The 17,581-nt window shown below is 58.8% G+C and carries 15 protein-coding genes and 1 CRISPR repeat array; of the genes, 10 read left to right on the top strand and 5 right to left on the bottom strand.

Going from position 1 to position 17,581, the window contains the following annotated elements:
- The first annotated feature begins 155 nt into the window (after positions 1–155).
- The 3 genes from N688_RS04860 to N688_RS04870 all read left to right on the top strand — a co-directional run bounded on the left by N688_RS04860 (position 156) and on the right by N688_RS04870 (position 2,369).
- Positions 156–1,064, top strand: coding sequence for a cysteine peptidase family C39 domain-containing protein (locus N688_RS04860; protein ID WP_052888225.1), 909 nt, complete (start codon positions 156–158; stop codon positions 1,062–1,064).
- A 91-nt stretch (positions 1,065–1,155) separates the two neighbouring features.
- Complete coding sequence (locus N688_RS04865) at positions 1,156–1,599, top strand: cupin domain-containing protein (RefSeq protein WP_052888226.1); 444 nt, start codon at positions 1,156–1,158, stop codon at positions 1,597–1,599.
- A gap of 521 nt (positions 1,600–2,120) precedes the next feature.
- Positions 2,121–2,369 carry a helix-turn-helix domain-containing protein gene (locus N688_RS04870; protein ID WP_052888227.1) on the top strand — a complete coding sequence of 83 codons (249 nt, stop codon included), beginning with the start codon at positions 2,121–2,123 and terminating at the stop codon, positions 2,367–2,369.
- Positions 2,370–2,472: 103 nt separating this feature from the next.
- Here the strand turns inward: N688_RS04870 and N688_RS04875 are convergent, their stop codons facing one another.
- Positions 2,473–3,381: a Rieske (2Fe-2S) protein gene (locus tag N688_RS04875; protein ID WP_052888228.1), complete on the bottom strand. Its 909-nt coding sequence runs from the start codon at positions 3,379–3,381 to the stop codon at positions 2,473–2,475.
- A 517-nt stretch (positions 3,382–3,898) separates the two neighbouring features.
- Between N688_RS04875 and N688_RS04880 the strand changes: the two genes are divergently transcribed.
- The 7 genes from N688_RS04880 to N688_RS04910 all read left to right on the top strand — a co-directional run bounded on the left by N688_RS04880 (position 3,899) and on the right by N688_RS04910 (position 12,144).
- Positions 3,899–4,573, top strand: a complete 675-nt coding sequence (locus tag N688_RS04880) for a helix-turn-helix transcriptional regulator (protein WP_052888229.1) — start codon at positions 3,899–3,901, stop codon at positions 4,571–4,573.
- Between the two features lie 175 nt (positions 4,574–4,748).
- On the top strand, positions 4,749–5,954 hold the full coding sequence (locus N688_RS04885) for an alpha-hydroxy-acid oxidizing protein (protein WP_052888230.1): 1,206 nt from the start codon (positions 4,749–4,751) through the stop codon (positions 5,952–5,954).
- Positions 5,955–6,452: 498 nt separating this feature from the next.
- Positions 6,453–6,923 (top strand): CBS domain-containing protein, encoded by a 471-nt coding sequence (locus tag N688_RS04890; RefSeq protein WP_052888231.1) that lies wholly within the window; start codon positions 6,453–6,455, stop codon positions 6,921–6,923.
- A gap of 163 nt (positions 6,924–7,086) precedes the next feature.
- On the top strand, positions 7,087–8,139 hold the full coding sequence (pdhA, locus tag N688_RS04895; RefSeq protein ID WP_052888232.1) for a pyruvate dehydrogenase (acetyl-transferring) E1 component subunit alpha: 1,053 nt from the start codon (positions 7,087–7,089) through the stop codon (positions 8,137–8,139).
- 2 nt (positions 8,140–8,141) lie between these two features.
- Positions 8,142–9,143 (top strand): alpha-ketoacid dehydrogenase subunit beta, encoded by a 1,002-nt coding sequence (locus tag N688_RS04900; RefSeq protein ID WP_052888233.1) that lies wholly within the window; start codon positions 8,142–8,144, stop codon positions 9,141–9,143.
- Positions 9,136–10,479, top strand: a complete 1,344-nt coding sequence (locus N688_RS04905; RefSeq protein ID WP_052888234.1) for a dihydrolipoamide acetyltransferase family protein — start codon at positions 9,136–9,138, stop codon at positions 10,477–10,479. Before N688_RS04900 ends, N688_RS04905 begins: the two co-directional genes overlap by 8 nt.
- 246 nt (positions 10,480–10,725) lie before the next feature.
- Positions 10,726–12,144, top strand: coding sequence for an MFS transporter (locus N688_RS04910; RefSeq protein WP_052888235.1), 1,419 nt, complete (start codon positions 10,726–10,728; stop codon positions 12,142–12,144).
- Between the two features lie 1,302 nt (positions 12,145–13,446).
- A CRISPR array of direct repeats spans positions 13,447–14,293; the repeat unit is 37 nt; unit sequence GTCAGAACCCCGCTTAAGCCCGTTGAGGGATTGAAAG.
- A gap of 141 nt (positions 14,294–14,434) precedes the next feature.
- Here the strand turns inward: N688_RS04910 and cas2 are convergent.
- Genes cas2 through cas6 form a run of 4 tightly spaced genes read right to left on the bottom strand, consistent with a single transcriptional unit; the run spans position 14,435 to position 17,547 of the window.
- The gene (cas2, locus tag N688_RS04920; RefSeq protein WP_052888237.1) at positions 14,435–14,725 is read right to left on the bottom strand and encodes a CRISPR-associated endonuclease Cas2; all 291 of its coding nucleotides are present in this window, start codon (positions 14,723–14,725) and stop codon (positions 14,435–14,437) included.
- Positions 14,726–14,729: 4 nt separating this feature from the next.
- Complete coding sequence (cas1d, locus tag N688_RS04925) at positions 14,730–15,818, bottom strand: type I-D CRISPR-associated endonuclease Cas1d (protein ID WP_052888238.1); 1,089 nt, start codon at positions 15,816–15,818, stop codon at positions 14,730–14,732.
- Positions 15,819–15,875: 57 nt separating this feature from the next.
- The gene (cas4, locus tag N688_RS04930) at positions 15,876–16,547 is read right to left on the bottom strand and encodes a CRISPR-associated protein Cas4 (protein ID WP_202901838.1); all 672 of its coding nucleotides are present in this window, start codon (positions 16,545–16,547) and stop codon (positions 15,876–15,878) included.
- Positions 16,516–17,547, bottom strand: a complete 1,032-nt coding sequence (cas6, locus tag N688_RS04935; RefSeq protein WP_156025298.1) for a CRISPR-associated endoribonuclease Cas6 — start codon at positions 17,545–17,547, stop codon at positions 16,516–16,518. The genes cas4 and cas6 overlap by 32 nt, the downstream gene beginning before the upstream one ends.
- Positions 17,548–17,581 lie beyond the last annotated feature (34 nt).

Genomic DNA, 17,581 nt, shown 5'->3' on the forward strand with positions numbered 1-17,581 from the left:
CTGCCTGGTCAGGCTGCGGCCCTCGCCAATCTGTGCCACTATGCTCCATATGGTACCATTGTGGGATTGATTTGACGAAAGCCCTCAACTCCCGGGATACTTCTGGTAAATGATGTTGATGTGCTTATGGACATGAAGAACCGGGAGGTTGCTCTGTGGTCCCTGTTGTGCTGCTGGCTACCGTGGTGCTGCTGCTCGTGCTGGGATTGGGTTTTGTGCGTCGCGAAGGCTGGCTTCAGCGCTGGTTGCGGCGTGAGGGGCTAACCAGCGCGCTCCTCGTCTCCTCTGCTGGTGAGCAGGCGAGTCAGACCTCTCTCGCGGCTCGTTTGCTCCAGCGAACGGAAAGCGGCCAGGAAGAGAGGCCCTGGTTCGCTCTGGCGTTTCCTGCAAGCTGGTATCGGCGCTGGCGCGTCATCCTCTCGTTGGGGCTGCTGGTGATGGTGCTTCTGGCGCTCTCGGTGACCAGTGCTCTGGCCGATGGTGGCCAGCTGACGCTGAGTGCTGCGCTCACCTTTTTCCAGAACAGTCATAGTCAGACGCTTGATCTCCAGACTCTGCCTCATGGCTTCAATGCCTCGCGCAGCCTTGTGCGCATCTCCCAGCTAGATCCTGCTCAGTATGCTTCTCCCGAGGAATATAACACCTGGGCCTATTCCGCCTGTTCAGCGGCGGCCATGACGGAGGTCTTCAACGCCTATGGCCGGCACTATCGCATCAGCGATGTGCTGCACGTCGAGGCGGCTCTCGGACAAATCACGCCCGAGCTCGGTCTGGTGGCGCCGGAGGGCATTGCTATCACTGCGACTCACTTCGGCTTTCGCACCGAGTGGGGCGAGCACTGGTCTCTGGAGCAGCTACTGGCTGTGGCCAACAGTGGGTCCCCGGTGATCGTGAGCTTCCCGCCGGATCGCTATGCTGGCGGTCATTTACTCGTCGTGCTCGGTGGGGACGCCTCCTCCGTCTATCTGGCCGACTCCTCGGCCTGGAATCGCCGTGTTCTCAGTCGCGAGCAATTCCTTGCGTGGTGGGGGGGCTATGCGGCTGTGGTGACGCCTCTGCAATGAGCAAGGGAGGGAAGGCTCACCTTGACGCTGGAATTACCCTGGTGCTAGAATCGAGCGCCTTGCAATACGAGCAAGTCAAGGGGATCTCTCTATGGAAGAGCAAAAACAGGATCAAGGGGTACCGCAGCAACAGGTTCCCAGCCCGTTCAATGGTGTGCGTGTCATTAAGCCGCAGCAGTTCGATCCCAATACGGCGCAGACCCCAGGCATGAGACGCCTGGCAGCGGTCTCGCGTGAGCTGGCAGGGGCGCGTGGGCTATGGGCAGGTCTCACACTGGTCGGACCTCATGGAGCCAGTGGCAAGCATCATCATGGCGAACTGGAGACCATCATCTACGTTGTCTCAGGGCGGGCGCGCATTCGCTGGGGGGAGCATCTGGAATATGAGCAGGATGTCGAACCCGGCGACTTTATCTATGTCCCTCCTTTTGTCCCCCATCAGGAGATCAATCCTTCCGATGAGGAATCGTGCTGGGTCATTGTACGCAATGCTCAGGAGCCGGTGGTCGTCAACCTGGATGAGCCTGGCGGGTAAGGGCAGGCTCATCGCTGGAGGCAGGTCAAGGTTGGCAGACAGGCAGTGGTAGAGGCGCGTTCATCCCTTCCTTCTTCAACGGTCTCTCTGCTGCTGCTCATAGCAGCAGATCTTTCTACGTTTCCTTGCATTCGCTCAGCTCTCCGCCTCTCTCTTCTCCAGAAGCGGCTGTTCGCTGGCCGGGAAGATTCTCCGGCTTCCCCGTTGTTATTACCAGTGGATTGGATAATAGGTCGGAAATGTGCTATTATAAAATCGGAGAAGTGAAAAGTCTCAATTTCCCGGCCCAAAGTGGGGAAGCTGTTGAGGTTCTGTCTCTTCCTTTTCAGGCAAACTGAGCCGCTTCCCTGGCGGGACGGGCAGATCGGGAGTTCCAAATTCTCAGCGAAATTTCAGCTAATTCACAGTTCCTCTTAATAGAGGAGTGTTTTACTCATATTAGCTGGAAATGATAGAACGCTCCAGGCAAACTGCCTGGGACTGTAATCCAATCGAGTTCAGTAGAGAGGAGAGGGAAACCTATGGCTCGTCGGGAAAGTGCAGTTGTGGATCACGAGCGCGATTCTCGTGAAGAGCATACAACTGAGCTGCTCACTGTCAGCGAAGTAGCGAAGCGCCTCCGCGTTGATGACACGACGGTGCGCCGCTGGATCAAGACCGGTGCTCTGCAGGCCATTACCTTGCCGCATAAGGGCAAGCGCGAGGTCTATCGTGTCAAGAAGAATACGCTGGACGAGTTGCTCAATACGCCCGCGACTGCCGCGTCGTGAAGCGGGTTGTCTGAGCGGTGGCAGTTGGGCGATGAGCTGACTGTCAGGAAGAAGTGGGACCCGAGGGGATTTCCCTCGGGTCCTTTGCTGTCTTGTGGCTTGATCAGTGTCCATTGAGGCGGCGTAGCTCAACCTGGCCATTGCGAACGCGGACCGCATAGCGCGGAGCTGACACGGTGGCTGGGCCAGTCACTACTCGCCCATCGCGCAGGCAGAAGCGCGAGCCATGCCAGGGACATTCCACCACATCCCCTTCGAGCGTTCCCTCATCCAGTGGTCCCCCGGCATGGGAGCAGGTCGCTGAAATCGCATAGTACTGCTCACCGTGGCGGAGCAGCACCACAGGTACGCCAGCCACCGTCACGCGATAAAGGCGCCCCTCTTCCACGCTACTGGCTGGTAGGACTGGCTCGAAGTCTTCGCCTGCTGGCTCCCAGGCGGTGTGATTCACATTCGTACCTTTCACAAAGACCATATCTCCGCCCAGATAGCCAGCCACCAGAATAGCCGCGAAGCCCATGAAGCCGAGCACGGCAGCGACAATGCTTTCGTTCAAAGGAGAGAGCAGGCGCAGGATAAATGAGACCAGATAGAGGAGAAAGGCCGCCGTGTTGAGCAAGCCATGATAGAAGCCGACCGTTCGCTCAGCTCCATAGGTATCGCTCCAGTCGGCCAGGCCGGTAAAGAGCGCGCCCAGGGCAGCGAGCAGCCCGATAATAGTGCCAACCAGTGCCCCGCGCGCGGCCCAGCTGTTGCTAGCCGGCGCTATCAGCCAGATAATGTCGAGTATGGCGGTCAGAGTCCAGGCGCCGATGGGGATATCGGTGATGGCTGGATGCAGTGGGTGACCTCCAAAGGTGCCGCTGAGTAAGCTTTTCAGTAGCCGCGGTGGCTTCTGGGTGCCTCCGGTCAGCACTCGGGCCAGGGCCTGCAGACGATCGCCGAAGCGGTCGGCGAAGGATTGCCAAACGTTGGCCGTTGACGGAATCGGCGCATTCGTCGTGTCGCTCATAGTGCTCTCCTTCGTCTCTTCACATGGGCCGATAACCTGCCTGCGCTCCACCTCTCGCCAGACAAGCGGTCTTTCCTTCTCCCTTCTTCCCTTGTTCCTGCTGCGCCCTGTTTCGTCCACACGTGCTTCGTCTTCTGCGCACGGAAAGACAGGGGCAATGGCTGGCCAGAGCGCGCACAGTGGGCCTTAACCAGCTCAGCGCGGTGCGCGGCCCAAGCCTCGACTGGCTGGCGTTCCTTGCCATTGCCCTTCCATCTCTGGTGAGCCGCTCCTGCAGCGCAGGAAGCAGGCAGGTACCAGTAGCTAGCAGGCTGTTGGGCTTTGGAGCAAAAAGCCTGCCCGATCGTCCATGAGCACGTCGGGCAGCCTTCAGGACACTCTCCCTCCTTCTGATATACCATACTCGCTGGGGAAAGTCAAGAAAGTCAAGCAATTTATTGACATAAAGCAAGCCCTCTGCTAAACTGAAGCAAAGCAAGCGTTAGGTCTTCTCTCTCGATCAGGAAGTGCAACACCGATGACTGGAGATCAGGCGCATCGACGCTTTTTCAAGAGCACGCGCGGGCGTATTGTGGCTTTACTCTGTCGTCAGGGGGCTACCGTTGAGGAATTGGCCCAGGAGCTAGGGTTGACCGATAATGCGGTGCGTGCTCACCTGGCGGCCCTGGAGCGTGATGGCTTTGTTGTTCAACGAGGGCAGCGGCGTGGTGCTCAAGGAAAGCCTGCTTATCTGTATGAGCTGGCGCCAGCTGCTGATCGTCTCTTCCCGCGCGCCTACCTACCGGCCCTTGATGCGCTCCTTGAGCTACTGAGCGAGCAGCTTCCGGCTGCGGAGCTAGAGCGGCTGCTGCGCGCGCTCGGTCGACGCCTGGCGCAGCGCTGGCGAGCCGGGGGGCAAAGCGGGCCGACCGAGCCACTGAGTCGTGTGCGTTGGGCTGTAGAAGTGCTCAACGAGCTGGGGGCTTTGGCTGAGCTGGAGGAGCCGGGTGATCTCGCTGGTCACCCTGGCGGGCAGGCTCGTCTCCGCGCTGCTAGCTGTCCACTGGCTGCTCTCATTCCCTCTCATCCTCGTCTCTGTCAGCTAGTCGAGGCAATGATAGCTGAGTTGACAGCTCTGCCCGTGCGAGCCTGTTGCCGCTGCAGTGAGCGAGCGCAGTGCTGTTTTGAAATCGACCTCGCCGCTGTGCGCTAGGTCGTGTCCTGCTCCTGACTGTCTCAAGCTGCTGGTTAAGGCCAGGCCACGGGATGCCCTTTCAGTGCTCTCTTGTTCGTCATCTTTGCCGCTTTCAACAGCAGAGCCTGTCATGGTACAATGAAGAGGAAACGGCCTTGCAGCAATCCCCAGGGAAGGAAAGGACAGAGTCGCGATGTCAGAGACTCCCCACGAGGGCGGGCATGTCTCGCCGCCCTATGGCAGCGAACGCCAGTTTCAAATCTACATGGCGGGACTACAGGGACAGCTTCCGGCCTTACCTCTGGATGCGCAGGAGCTGGAACGGCGTGCCAAGGAGCGCCTGAGTCCCGAGGCGTATGACTATGTTGCTGGGGGAGCTGGCGCTGAAGATACGATGCGGGCTAACCTGGAGGCTTTTCAGCGCTGGTCGATCGTTCCCCGTATGCTGCGCAATGTGGCACAGCGTGATCTCAGCGTCGAGCTGCTGGGGCTGCGCCTGCCAGCGCCTGTGTTGCTCGCCCCGATCGGTGTGCAGTCGATCATCCACCCTGAAGCCGAGCTGGCAGTGGCGCGGGCTGCGGCTTCGTTGGGAGTTCCCTTTATCTTGAGTACGGTCTCCTCCTATACGCTGGAGGAGGTGGCTCAGGCAGCAGGAGATGGAGCGCGTTGGTTCCAGCTCTATTGGCCTGCCGATGCCGAGTTCTGTGCGAGTCTTGTTCAGCGGGCTGAGCGGGCCGGCTATGGCGCGATCGTGGTCACGCTCGATACACGTTTGATTGGTTGGCGTCCGCGTGATCTGCAGCGGGCCTATCTGCCGTTCCTGCAGGCACAAGGGTTAGCTAACTACTTGAGCGATCCTGTCTTCCGCCGAGATTTGCCCCAGCCTCCTGAAGAAAACCCCTTCCCCGCTATTCAAAAGTATGTCTCCAGCTTTGGTCATCTGACGCTCCAATGGGAAGACCTCGCTTTTCTGCGTCAACATACACGATTGCCTGTCATGCTCAAAGGGATTCTGCATCCTGATGATGCGCGCCGGGCAGTAGAGTGTGGAGTCGATGGCCTGATCGTCTCCAATCATGGGGGACGCCAGGTAGCGGGGGCCATTGCGGCGCTGGAGGCGTTGCCGGGGGTCGTGGAGGCTGTCGCTGGAGAGATTCCTGTGCTGTTCGATAGCGGTATTCGGCAGGGAGCCGATATTGTCAAGGCGCTAGCGCTGGGGGCGCGGGCTGTCTTATTGGGGCGCCCCTATATCTGGGGGCTGGCTCTAGGTGGAGAGGCTGGCGTGCGCGAGGTACTGCAGAACATGCTGGCTGATCTGGACCTCACCCTGGCCCTGAGTGGTTTCGTCTCCGTCAGCTCGCTAGATCGTTCAGCCCTCGCCAAAGCGGAAAGGGCGTGATAAGATAAAGAAGAACAGCGAGGAGCGCCGCCTCTATCTGTGGGCGAGGAAGGCAGCCGGATAGGCATCCCGCTGGTGGAACAGCTGGTCGTGGCAAGCGTGTCCTGCAGGAAGCCTGGTCTAGCGGCAGCGATAGAGCGATTGGATTAGTTCCCTCTTCCCCTCTCTGGCCACGAAAGGGGCAGTGTGTGCCAGAGAAGGGGGGATGAGTTGTTAGCTGGCTAACTGAGGCTTCTGGCGGACGAGCCAGCCTGGCGGGGCGGGGTGGCGCGCCCAATCAAGATCGCTGGGAGGTTGCCAGGAAAGTGGCTTGTCAGGGCGCTGGTCCTGCTTTTCGGCAGGGGGCGCCCGCTAACAAGCCCTAAGTAAGGAACGGAAGAGCGCTGAGCAGAAGGTTCAGAGAAGAAGTGCATCGCCTGCGAGAGGATGAGTTGTCCTGTCTGCTGGTGGGGAAGAGAGTACTCCTGCAGACTAGAAGCTCGGAGGAGATGACAGGCGATGAGAAAAGTCAAAGATGTGATGACCACATGGGTAGTCACGGTCCATGAGGATCAGACGCGACAGCAGGCTGCAGCTTTGATGGCGCGCCATCGAGTCAGTGGGTTGCCTGTGGTCAATGAAGAGGGGATGATCACGGGCCTTGTCACTGAGCACGATGTCTTGGCGCGTCAGGGCCGCTTTGTGCGAGAGATTATGACCCGTGGTCTGATCAGCGTCAGTGAGGAGACCGACCTGGAGGATGTGGCCCAGCTGCTCGTCAATCGGCGTATTCGACGCTTGCCGGTGCTTCGTGAGGGGCGGCTGGTGGGTATCGTGAGCCGCGCTGACCTGGTGAGGGAAGTGGCGACACGCTGGACCTGTCCCGTCTGTGGTGAGGTGGCGCCTGGCGAGGAACCGCCAGAGTGCTGTCCTCGCTGTGCAGCGCCGCAAATGGTGGCGCCAGCTGAGCCGGCTCCTCCTGGTTTCTAGTGGCCTGCTTGCCTGGTAGAAACGACGCCCAGGCTGGCAGGGCGGTGCTGGTTCTGCGCCCGCTCTTTCTTGTTCCGGCTCATGAGGACGACCGGATCAATAACGATCAAGCTCATCTTGTTGATGCAGTGTCGATTAGCCAGAAAGAAGAAGTAGTGTACCTATGGAGACCAGACAGCAACGGAAGGCAGCCGCGCAGGGGGCCGGACCGGCTGATTCCCGCCCCCCTGCTTCGCTGCTCAAAGGAACGGATCGCGAAACGCTGCTCAATTACTATTACCAGATGGTCCTTATTCGCTATTTTGAGGAGAAGGCCGGTGAGATGTACACTCGTGCGCGCATCGGCGGCTACTGTCACCTCAATCTTGGCGAAGAGGCCACTGTCGTCGGCTTCTGTGCCGGCCTGGAAGCCGACGATTACGTCTATACCAACTACCGTGAGCATGGCTATGCCATCTGTCGTGGCATCTCTCCTGCCGTTGTCATGGCCGAGCTGTTCGGCAAAAAGACCGGCTGCTCCAGTGGTCGTGGAGGGTCGATGCATCTCTTTGACCTGAAACGTCGCTTCATGGGGGGGTATGGCATTGTTGGTGGGCAGTTGCCGTTGGCGGTAGGGGCGGCCTTTGCCCTGGCCTATCGGGGGGCGCGTGAGATTGTGGCCTGCCAGATGGGCGATGGTACCACTAATGGAGGCCCTTTCCACGAGTCGCTCAACCTGGCCAAGCTCTATCGGCTGCCGGTGGTCTTCCTCGTTGTCAACAATCAGTATGGCATGGGCACGCGCGTCGACCAGGGCTCGGCGGTCCCCGATCTCTATCGCAAGGCCTGTGCCTATGACATGCGCAGTGAGCGCGTTGATGGGACCGATCTTCTGGCGGTTTTAGAGGCCGTACGCACGGCGGCTCGTATTGCGCGTGAGGAGCGTGAGCCAAGCCTGATCGAGGCGGTCAGCTATCGCTTCCGGGGCCACTCGGTGGTTGATCCTGATCGCTATCGCCCTGAAGACGAGGTACGGCGCTGGCGCGAGCGTGATCCCATCCTGCTCTACGCGACCCGGCTCAAGGAGGCGGGATTGATGGATGAGGCCACGCGCCAGGAGTTGGAGACGCGGGCTCAGCAGGAGGTCGAGGAGGCGGTGCGCTTTGCCGAGGAGAGCGAGTTGCCTTCGGTCGAGGAACTCTACGACTTTGTCTATGCCGGTGAGGGAGGGCGCTGAGTATGGCCGAGATGACCTATCGCCAGGCGCTGCATGATACGCTGCGCGAGGAGCTGCAGCGCGATGAGAATGTCTTTCTAATCGGCGAGGAGATTGGGCGCTTCGAAGGCTCCTATAAGATTACCGCCGGCCTCTTGCAGGAGTTTGGTCCAAAGCGTGTGGTTGATACGCCGATCTGTGAGAACGGTTTTGTGGGGCTGGCGATCGGGGCCGCTATGCTTGGATTGCGTCCCATTGTGGAAATCATGACGATCAATTTCATTGCGCTGGCGATGGATGAGATCGTCAACCATGCGGCCAAGATCTACTATATGTTCGGCGGTCAGTGCCCGGTTCCTCTGGTGATCCGTACTCCGGGTGGTGGTGGTCAGCAGCTCTCGGCGACCCATTCGCAGAACCTGGAGGTCTGGTTTGCTCATGTCCCTGGCCTCAAGGTGGTCGCGCCTGCCACGCCGGCGGATGCCCGGGGTCTGTTGCGGACCGCTGTGCGTGACGATAACCCGGTTCTCTTCCTGGAGAATCTGGCGCTCTACAATACACGTGGCGAGGTGCCTGAAGGGGATTACACGATTCCCATAGGAAAGGCTCAGGTCATGAAGGAGGGCCATGATCTGACCATCATCAGCTACTCGCGCATGGCGGTGGTGGCGCTCGATGTCGCTCGTCGGCTGGAGCAGGAGCGTCAGCTCAGCATTGAGGTGGTTGACGTACGCTCCTTGCGTCCGCTTGACCATGAGACCGTTGTCAATTCGGTCAAGAAGACCAACCGGGCTATCATCTTTGAGGAGGATTGGCGCTCTTATGGGGTTGGGGCCGAGCTGGCGGCCACTCTTCAGGAGGAAGCGTTTGATTATCTAGATGCGCCCATTCAGCGCGTTGCTGGTGCGGAGGTGCCGCTGCCTTATTCGAAGCCGCTAGAGCAGGCGGCTTTGCCAAGTGCGCGGCAGCTGGTGGAGGCGGTCGATCGCCTGGCCATTCGCAAGAGGAGGGTCGTCTATGCCTGAGGTGACTATGCCCCGGCTCAGCGATACGATGCAGGAGGGGACGATTGCTCGCTGGTTAAAGAAACCTGGCGATCGCGTTGAGCGGGGGGATGTGCTCGCTGAGATCGAGACCGATAAGGCGACGATGGAGCTGCAGGCCTATGAGAGCGGGGTCTTGGAAAAGATCCTGGTCCAGGAAGGGGAAAGTGCCCCGATCGGTCAGGTGATTGCCCTGATTGGGAGCGGGGCGGGTGTTGCTGACCAGGAGGAGGCGAGGGCTGTGCGCCCAGCTTCGCAAACGACGACTGCTTCCTCTGCGACTGGGGGCGGTGGCTCCGGCCTGGGGATGTCTCAGGAGGAGGCGCCGCGTCAGCGGGCTACGGCGCCGGTTGAGGTGCCACCGTCGACTGCGCCCGTTGGTCAAGAGAATGGTGATCGCGTGATCAAAGCCTCGCCCTTGGCGCGTCGCCTGGCTGAGGAGCACAATATTGACCTGCGTCAGATCCGCGGCTCTGGCCCTGGTGGGCGTATTGTGCGCGATGATATCGAGGCGTTCCTTGAAAGCCGTCGGACGGCAGCGGTGGCTGCTCCGGCGCAGGCCGAGGTTGGGGCCGCCCCAGCAGCTCCAGCTGCCGCGCCCGCTGCCGCAGCTGAGGTCGGTGCGGCTCCTGCTGAGGAGCTGGTGCCGCTCTCGCGTATGCAGGCGACTATCGCACGGCGTCTGACCGAGTCGAAGCAGACGATCCCGCATTTCTATGTCAGCACTGAGATCGATATGACCGCGGCCCTGGCGCTGCGCCGCCAGCTCAACGAGAGCGCTGGTGAAGGTGGCGTTAAAGTCTCGGTCAATGATCTGATTATTAAAGCCTGTGCTCTGGCTCTGGAGAAGTTCCCCGAGGTCAATAGCTCCTATCGCGATGGCCAGTTTGTGCGTCATCAGGCTATCAACATTGGCATCGCGGTGGATATCCCCAATGGCCTGGTCGTGCCGGTTATTCGGGATGCCAACCTCAAGGGGGTGCGCACCATTGCTCGTGAGGCGCGGGCTTTGATTGAGAAGGCGCATGCCGGCAAGCTGACCCCGACGGATCTGTCGGGCGGTACCTTCTCAATTTCCAATATGGGCATGCTTGATGTCAGCGAGTTCATCGCGGTGATCAATCCACCCGAGGCGGCTATTATGGCGGTGGCCTCCGTGCGGCGCACCTTTGTGCCTGTCGATGATCAGCCGGTGCTGCGCGATATGATGCATGTCACGGTCTCGGCAGATCATCGTATCCTCTATGGGGCGACGGTGGCGCGCTTCTTGCAGGAGGTCAAGCGTCTGCTCCAGAATCCCTTCAGCCTGCTCGGATGAGGCCGCGAGAAGCCTCAGCGATAAACGACATGGGTAGATGGCCCTTTCCTGGGCTCAGTGAGGAGGCTCTTCTGATATCGTCAGAAGAGCCTCCTTGTTTTGGCGACGGGAAGAGTACTGCAAAATTTTCTTCCATCAAGCTGCGTAATCTTTCCATTTCTGAGGCGCCTTTGCCCTATCATTGACAGGAAATGAGATCTAATATATAAAATATTTGTACTTAGGAAATCGAAAGAGGCATCTTTAATGGCAAATCTTTCTGAGCCTCCTCGGCGGTCTGCGGCGAAAGCTTCTCTCTTTGGTGGCTGGCTATGGCGAAGTGGTCAGTTTTCTCGGCAGCTGGCGCGGCGTTTCACCTTTGCGCGGGTCTTGGCCAGTCGTTCTTTTCGCTTGCTCTGGCTGGGCCAGACGATTTCGAACGTGGGCAACAATGTCTTCTCGCTGGCGCTGGCCTGGCAGGTCTTGCTGATGACGCACTCGGCCACGGCCATGGGTCTGATCCTGATGGCCAGGCTGGTTCCCAACCTCGCCTTTGTTCTGATCGGTGGCGTTGCTGCTGACCGGCTGCCGCGGCGCTCGATCGTGCTCTGGTCGGATGGCTTACGGGGTCTTGTCTTGCTCTCCGTTACGGTGCTCGGCGTTGCCGGTCTCCTTCAGCTCTGGCTGCTTGTAGTAGAGAGCCTGATCTTTGGGATCGTTGAAGGCTTTTTCAATCCTGCGCTGATGTCTCTCCCGCCCGAGCTTGTGGCGAAGGAGGAGCTGCCATCTGCCAATGCTTTGACCGCGCTGAGCCTCAATCTGGCGGGACTGGTGGGGCCGGTGCTCGGGGCTTTACTCATTGCCCTGGCAGGACCGTTTTCGGCCTTTGCTCTGGATGCTGTGAGCTTTTTGATCTCGATGCTTCTGTTGTTCCCTGTTCCTATTGTTGAGCGCCGCCGGCGCTCGATGCAGGAGCAAGGCGGATCGTCAGCTCTGGCGCTGCGTGAGGAGGCTGAAGGCGAGGAGGAGGATCTCGTGAGAGGGCGGCTGTGGGGGCTGAGGTCTGGTCTGCAGAAGGTGCTGCAGGACCTGGGGGAGGGTCTCGTCTATGTGCGCCACTCGCGCTGGATCTGGGTGACCTTGCTCAGTGCGACTGTTGGGAATGTCTGCTTTATAGCCACTTTGGCGGTTTCTCTGCCAAAGCTGGTGCAGGTTGTCTATGGGCAAGGGGCTGGATTCCTTGGTCTTCTTGAAACAGCTGAGGCTATTGGCTCGCTGCTGAGCATCTTGCTTTTGGGGGTGGTCTTGCGTCTGGGACGGCGCGGGTTGCTGGCCTATCTCTTTCTGATGCTGAGCGCGGCTGGTGTGCTTGCTTTTGGCTTGATTCCGGCGGCGTTGGCCTTCTGGCTAGCTCCGCTAGCGTCGATCCTGGTCGGCTTTGGACTGACCTTTTTTAACACGGTCTATTTCACTATTTTGCAGGAGCAGGTACCTGGGGACAAGCTGGGGCGTGTCATCAGTCTGGATACCATCGGCTCCTTGGGTTTAGCGCCGCTGGGTCAAGTGCTGGGTGGGATTTTGACCGATCGGGTCGGAGCTGCGCCTGTCTTTCTGCTCTTCGGGACCCTCGCGCTGGGCAATTGTGTGTATCCGCTGCTTGTGAGAGAGGTACGGGAGACGCTCTAGACGGAGATGGGTGTCTGAGGGCCAGAGTTAGAGCCATTGATCGCTTGCTGTAGAGAGGAAGCGCTGCTCATGGTAGGGGGCATTCGCCTGGCGCGTCAGATGGGCCTCTGTGAATCAATGGGCCATTCTACAATTGAAACAAGGAGCCAGCGGGGATCTGTCATCAGAGAGCGCTACTCTATCGATGGCAGTGCACTTGGCGCATCGGAGGCAGGAGCCCTGGCACGAGAGGCCGGCCAGATATCCTGCCTCTCTCAGCCGTTTTCTTGGGGGGGTAGTGGATGTCTATGGCCCCAATGGGTACGACCGGAGTTGGACATTTGGCGGGGGCATCTTCTCAACTGCCTGGCTCTCTGGCACTATGTGCACTCAGAAAGGCAGGGGACTTGTGCTTGCCTCTCAAGACCGACAGAGACTTATCGCGGTGCTAGAGGCTTTGGCCCTTCTGCGAAGAATGGGGACAGCTGCTTTCTGCGAAACAGGGGGAATACTGTGAACGAGGAACTACGCAGAATCGTTGAGCCAGTCGAGCAGTTGGACTCGATTGCACAGAAGGCTATTGTCGAGGAGTTCCGGCGAGTCGTCACAGTCGTGGCCAGGATGGCGCCGGGGGACCTGATGCCCTGGGATGAGGAGTTTGAGCGATTTACCCTGCGGGAGCGTACTGTGCTGCAGCTAGCGAAGGGGGCGTCTGGACGGGGCGCGCGAGACAGTCGAGGCGATCACTGGGCTTGGCGACCATGCGATCGCATATCCTTGCTTGTTCGATCCTCTCGATGGCGACAGCCGCGAGCTGCGTTGCTCCTGCCTTGCTGTCTTCTTTATCCTCCTTTCAGTCTCCTTAAGCAGATCGGGGCGGAGGCTCTCGACCTCTCTTAGGGCTGCTGCTGAGTTGACACGAGGCTGCCAGGCGCTTGCGCAGTCCTGGGCGTGGGAGATTGCCTGGAGACCACAGGGGCCGTGATTGTGGGTCGGGCCAAGGGCGGGCGTGTCTCCGGATCGGCGAGGCGCTGCCCCATCGAGCTGCTCCATCTGGGTGCACTGCTCTCTACTTTAGTGCCATTTTTTTTACTACTGTCAGTAGAAGTCAATATTGCTGCTTCTACGACTGCTGCCGTTCGCTTCGAGCATCTCGGCACCCGGCCTTCCACGCAGCGATGCTCGAAGGGCTTTCCAGGCCGCTGGAAGGCTATAGTGGCTGGCATCATAGCCGCACAAAAGCGGTCACTACTGACCGCTTTTTTGGGATGCTCGAAACCGCTTGACGGACGCCGCTCCAGATGCTACTCTAGAGAGGGGGCGGTCAGAACCCCGCTTAAGCCCGTTGAGGGATTGAAAGAAGCAGCGTGTCGCAGCGCTACCACAGGCGCGGCGCTAGTCAGAACCCCGCTTAAGCCCGTTGAGGGATTGAAAGCTTCTACCGTAATAATCTGTCCACGCGCATGGCGGTGTCAGAACCCCGCTTAAGCCCGTTGAGGGATTGAAAGCCCGGGCAAGCCCTGCGTCATCGGCCACGCCCAGCGCAGTCAGAACCCCGCTTAAGCCCGTTGAGGGATTGAAAGCAAACACATCCTGAGCCATGTAGGCGAGCTGCTCGTGTCAGAACCCCGCTTAAGCCCGTTGAGGGATTGAAAGAGCTATGATTATACCGTGACGGTGGAGCCATGATGGTCAGAACCCCGCTTAAGCCCGTTGAGGGATTGAAAGGCTGGGGATACGCCAATTCTGGTAGATAGTACTGGGGTCAGAACCCCGCTTAAGCCCGTTGAGGGATTGAAAGAAGCAATCGACGCAATCTGCAATCATTGCGACATGGTCAGAACCCCGCTTAAGCCCGTTGAGGGATTGAAAGTTACCCCCCTCTAGACCCGAGCCAAAAACCGGTTTTGGTCAGAACCCCGCTTAAGCCCGTTGAGGGATTGAAAGTTACCCCCCTCTAGACCCGAGCCAAAAACCGGTTTTGGTCAGAACCCCGCTTAAGCCCGTTGAGGGATTGAAAGCATCAGAATGATGGACCTCCCTTCTCTTTCTCTGGTGTCAGAACCCCGCTTAAGCCCGTTGAGGGATTGAAAGTTGCGTAGTTTAAGATTGGTGCGACTCAGAGCAGCATTTGTCAGAACCCCGCTTAAGCCCGTTGAGGGATTGAAAGGAGGGATTGAAAGAGGAATTGGAACCACTTGGGGATGGCAAGAGTGAATCAGCCCTTTCCCCATAGGGCAGTGAGTGGAGAAAGGGCTGGTGTTTTCCTGGTTGGAAGAGGGTGCAGAGCAGCAGCCTGACCGGTCGCCCCCTAGGAGAAGTAGAGGCGTTCTTCACGTGGTGGCTCGCCCCCCACGGTGAGAACGCGCTTCACACAGGCCTGGCAGAGAGGATAGATGCGGACACTATCCTCTCGCGCATTCAAGTGAACTGCCAGACGCGCACGGAGCAGCACAAGCTCTTTCCTGGTCAGGAAGCACTCGAATACCGAATACTGGGTCCATTTGCCAAAGCCACAGAGGAGCTTGTGTACACGGGCGCGGCGCCGATCATCAGCGATATCGTAGGCAATGACATAGCAGCAGGTATCGTGGAGTCCCATACGGTTACCTCACCAGGAATGGCTGATAGCGCGCGATCTCCCCAGTCAGGTACTTGGCCAGCAGACGCGCCTGCAGCTCAAGGCAGCGCATGTAACTCACGCGATAGCCGAACACGGGATGCGTGATTTCCTCCTGAAAGCGCTCTTCGAGGGCGGCCAAAAAGCGCTTTTTTGGCTCTTTCTTGAGGCGATACGTGCCAAACAGCTCCTCGAAATCGTCTCGTCTCACCATGTGCTTGTTCAGCAATTTCACCACAACGGAGTCGACGATGAGCGGACGAAACTCCTCCATAAGATCGAGAGCCAACGCCGGACGACCATAGCCACTACTGTGGAGATAGCCGATATAGGGATCAAAGCCAACCAGCTGGACCGCCCCCGTGACGCGGTTCGCCAGGATGGTATAACCATAACTCAGCAGAGCATTGACTGGATCGGTCGGGGGACGCCTGGTGCGGCCCGGAAAGCACCAGATGTCAGGCTCCACCAGCATCTGCGGAAAAGCGGCATAGTAGAGGGCGCTGCCTTGTCCTTCGAGACCTAACACCGTTTCCAAAGGGGTGCCACTGATCCCATGATCGCCTGTGCTGAGACGGGGCAATGAAGAAGCGGAGACCGCTGCAGGCAGCTTGTGGAGCGACTCAATGATTGCCGCGAGATCCTTCAGGACCGCAGGTGACTGATTGGGAAAGCGCCGCTGGAGCAATCGCCGCTGATTCGACAGTTTCCCTCTGACAAAGCAGGAAGCCAGCAAGAGCCGCCGCTGCAGATCGTGATGGGCCTGATGCTGAGCGATCCGCAAGAGCGCATTTTTCGAAGCCTCTGGGATCAGCGATCCCTGGAAACTCCCATGCTCGCGCACAAAGTGCACGGGGATCTTGCGCTCTAGCAAGAGGTCTAGCGCAGCTGCCGTTAACGTGACATCTCCCAGCACCACGACCTCATCCACCTTGATAAGAGGTATACGTTTTTTGATCAGGGCCGTTTTCTGTTCTCCATCGACCAGACGTTGCTCAGGAATATGGATCAACAAGCAATCTTCCGTGTCTCGTTTTACCAGACTATGGACCTCCATCAGATAGAGTGTAGACACCTTCTGCTCCTTTCCTTTATATTCACTCGATTACCATTAATGATCAGTAGTGGCTTTTCAGAAGATTTCAAGCAGAGATTTCGTTGCGTCTCCCCGCTCTTGTTGTTCCTGGAGAGCGCGGACCTCCTCAGGTAAGCAGAGCGGTAACAGGCTGCAGTCGCGGCAACGCCTTGTAGTTTTCCCCTGAAGCGGAGCCGGAGGGCGCGGCTCTCTGGCCAGCGCCAGAGCAAGCTGAATACTTTCCAGGGTTTTCTGACGGAGCTCGGGAAGAAACAGAACCTGCTCACGCCGTCGTGAACCAAAGTAAAAAAGGTAGCCGTGCGAGAGCGGTGCCAGGTGCGGGAGATATTCCTCTAGACAGAGGGCCTGAGCGCAGAGCTGGATATGATCGTTGAGCCAGCGTCCCTCTCGCCCACGCTTGTATTCGACAGGCACCAGCGTGCCCGCCTCCTCTTCAAGCGCGTCAAGGTAGCCAGCTATGTGCAGGCGCTCGCTAGCGAGGTAGAGGCGATGGATGCGCTCCACACCTTTCTCAGCAAATGCTGCAGGCTGATCTACCCGTTGGTGCAGGAGTTGACCCTCTAGCACCGAAGCATTCACCAGCATTTCTGCCTGAACATACTCGTAGTAGAAGCGTCTTGGACAATACTCCAAGGCATTCAGCGCAGAAAAGGGAATGAGCATCTGCTCTAGCGGCTCAGGGGAGGTCGGGATGGTAGGCGACTGCATCTTTCTCCTCCGCTTGTTCATGGGCGACCAGCGTCGCACTGGCCGCGCTATCGCTAGCTGGCGGTAGCTCTGCCGACGAAAAACCGTTCAGACAGCGGGCCTGCCCCATACCCATTGCCGTTTTGTAGCCCACTCCACTGAAGAGGGCCAGACGAGCCAGAGAAGTCAGCCAGCGCGCTTGTGCTGCGCCCCTCGGCCCTTTCACTTCATATGTGATGCGTCCCAAAAAGCCGGTCTGTCCAAAGCGACTGGAAGGCAAGTACTGGGTGCGAAGCTCGTACTGAGACACAATCAGGTGGTCTGCGCACCAGTCAGCGATCTCTTGAGGAGTCAGACCAGCAGCAACCAGACGCAGGCGCGCTGGAGTGAAGAGATCCCAGGAGCGTGCCAGACTTTCGAAGACAGCAGCCGGCTCAGGAAAGAGCGTCAGCAGCTTCCCCCAGGAGCGCTGTCCTCTGCTGAAGGCGGTAGGACTGGCGAATTCAAAAGCATAGTGCTCCTGAGCCTCCTGCTCGCGGGCCAGCTCCTCGAAGGAAGTGACGGCTACCCATGATGGCCCCTCATGTGTCGGATCAGGGGCAGCCAGCATACGTGTCACGAGCAGAGGTGTCTGCTCAACGGTCAGAGAGAGCTGCCGGGCCTGTTGAAGACAGGCCCGGAGAATAGCCTGGACCAGCCGCTCATCTAAGAGGGTCAGACGCAGCCAGTAGCGTTCCCCTGGTCGCACAGGCACTGGTTGCAGGTGACTGGTGGCAATCTGTAGCTCCTTCACACTGAGCTGGCGGAAACCCCAGAGCAGACTAAGGGTATAGGGGCGACGCTGGTTAGGCTGGTGCAGCCAGGCCGACAGTTCAGGGTCAACCTGGCGTACCAACTGCAAAAAAGCCGCCTGGAGCTGCGGGCCACAACTGGGTGTCAGCCAGCCTGGCTCTGCTGGCTCTAGCCGCAGCAACATCGAAACCAATGGGCCATGTTCATCGCCGATAGATGCTGAAGACACAGTTCTCCTCCTCTCTCTTGCTCATTGCTCAGCA

It is taken from the genome of Thermogemmatispora carboxidivorans (genome assembly GCF_000702505.1).
GTDB lineage: Bacteria > Chloroflexota > Ktedonobacteria > Ktedonobacterales > Ktedonobacteraceae > Thermogemmatispora > Thermogemmatispora carboxidivorans.

What these genes read in the sequence shown, in the direction of transcription:
- N688_RS04870 (WP_052888227.1), top strand. Translation starts at nt 2,121, where the DNA reads ATGGCTCGTCGGGAAAGTGCAGTTGTGGATCACGAGCGCGATTCTCGT.
- N688_RS04865 (WP_052888226.1), top strand. Translation starts at nt 1,156, where the DNA reads ATGGAAGAGCAAAAACAGGATCAAGGGGTACCGCAGCAACAGGTTCCC.
- cas4 (WP_202901838.1), bottom strand. Translation starts at nt 16,547, where the DNA reads ATGCAGTCGCCTACCATCCCGACCTCCCCTGAGCCGCTAGAGCAGATG.
- N688_RS04905 (WP_052888234.1), top strand. Translation starts at nt 9,136, where the DNA reads ATGCCTGAGGTGACTATGCCCCGGCTCAGCGATACGATGCAGGAGGGG.
- N688_RS04880 (WP_052888229.1), top strand. Translation starts at nt 3,899, where the DNA reads ATGACTGGAGATCAGGCGCATCGACGCTTTTTCAAGAGCACGCGCGGG.
- N688_RS04900 (WP_052888233.1), top strand. Translation starts at nt 8,142, where the DNA reads ATGGCCGAGATGACCTATCGCCAGGCGCTGCATGATACGCTGCGCGAG.
- N688_RS04885 (WP_052888230.1), top strand. Translation starts at nt 4,749, where the DNA reads ATGTCAGAGACTCCCCACGAGGGCGGGCATGTCTCGCCGCCCTATGGC.
- N688_RS04875 (WP_052888228.1), bottom strand. Translation starts at nt 3,381, where the DNA reads ATGAGCGACACGACGAATGCGCCGATTCCGTCAACGGCCAACGTTTGG.
- cas2 (WP_052888237.1), bottom strand. Translation starts at nt 14,725, where the DNA reads ATGGGACTCCACGATACCTGCTGCTATGTCATTGCCTACGATATCGCT.
- N688_RS04910 (WP_052888235.1), top strand. Translation starts at nt 10,726, where the DNA reads ATGGCAAATCTTTCTGAGCCTCCTCGGCGGTCTGCGGCGAAAGCTTCT.
- pdhA (WP_052888232.1), top strand. Translation starts at nt 7,087, where the DNA reads ATGGAGACCAGACAGCAACGGAAGGCAGCCGCGCAGGGGGCCGGACCG.
- N688_RS04890 (WP_052888231.1), top strand. Translation starts at nt 6,453, where the DNA reads ATGAGAAAAGTCAAAGATGTGATGACCACATGGGTAGTCACGGTCCAT.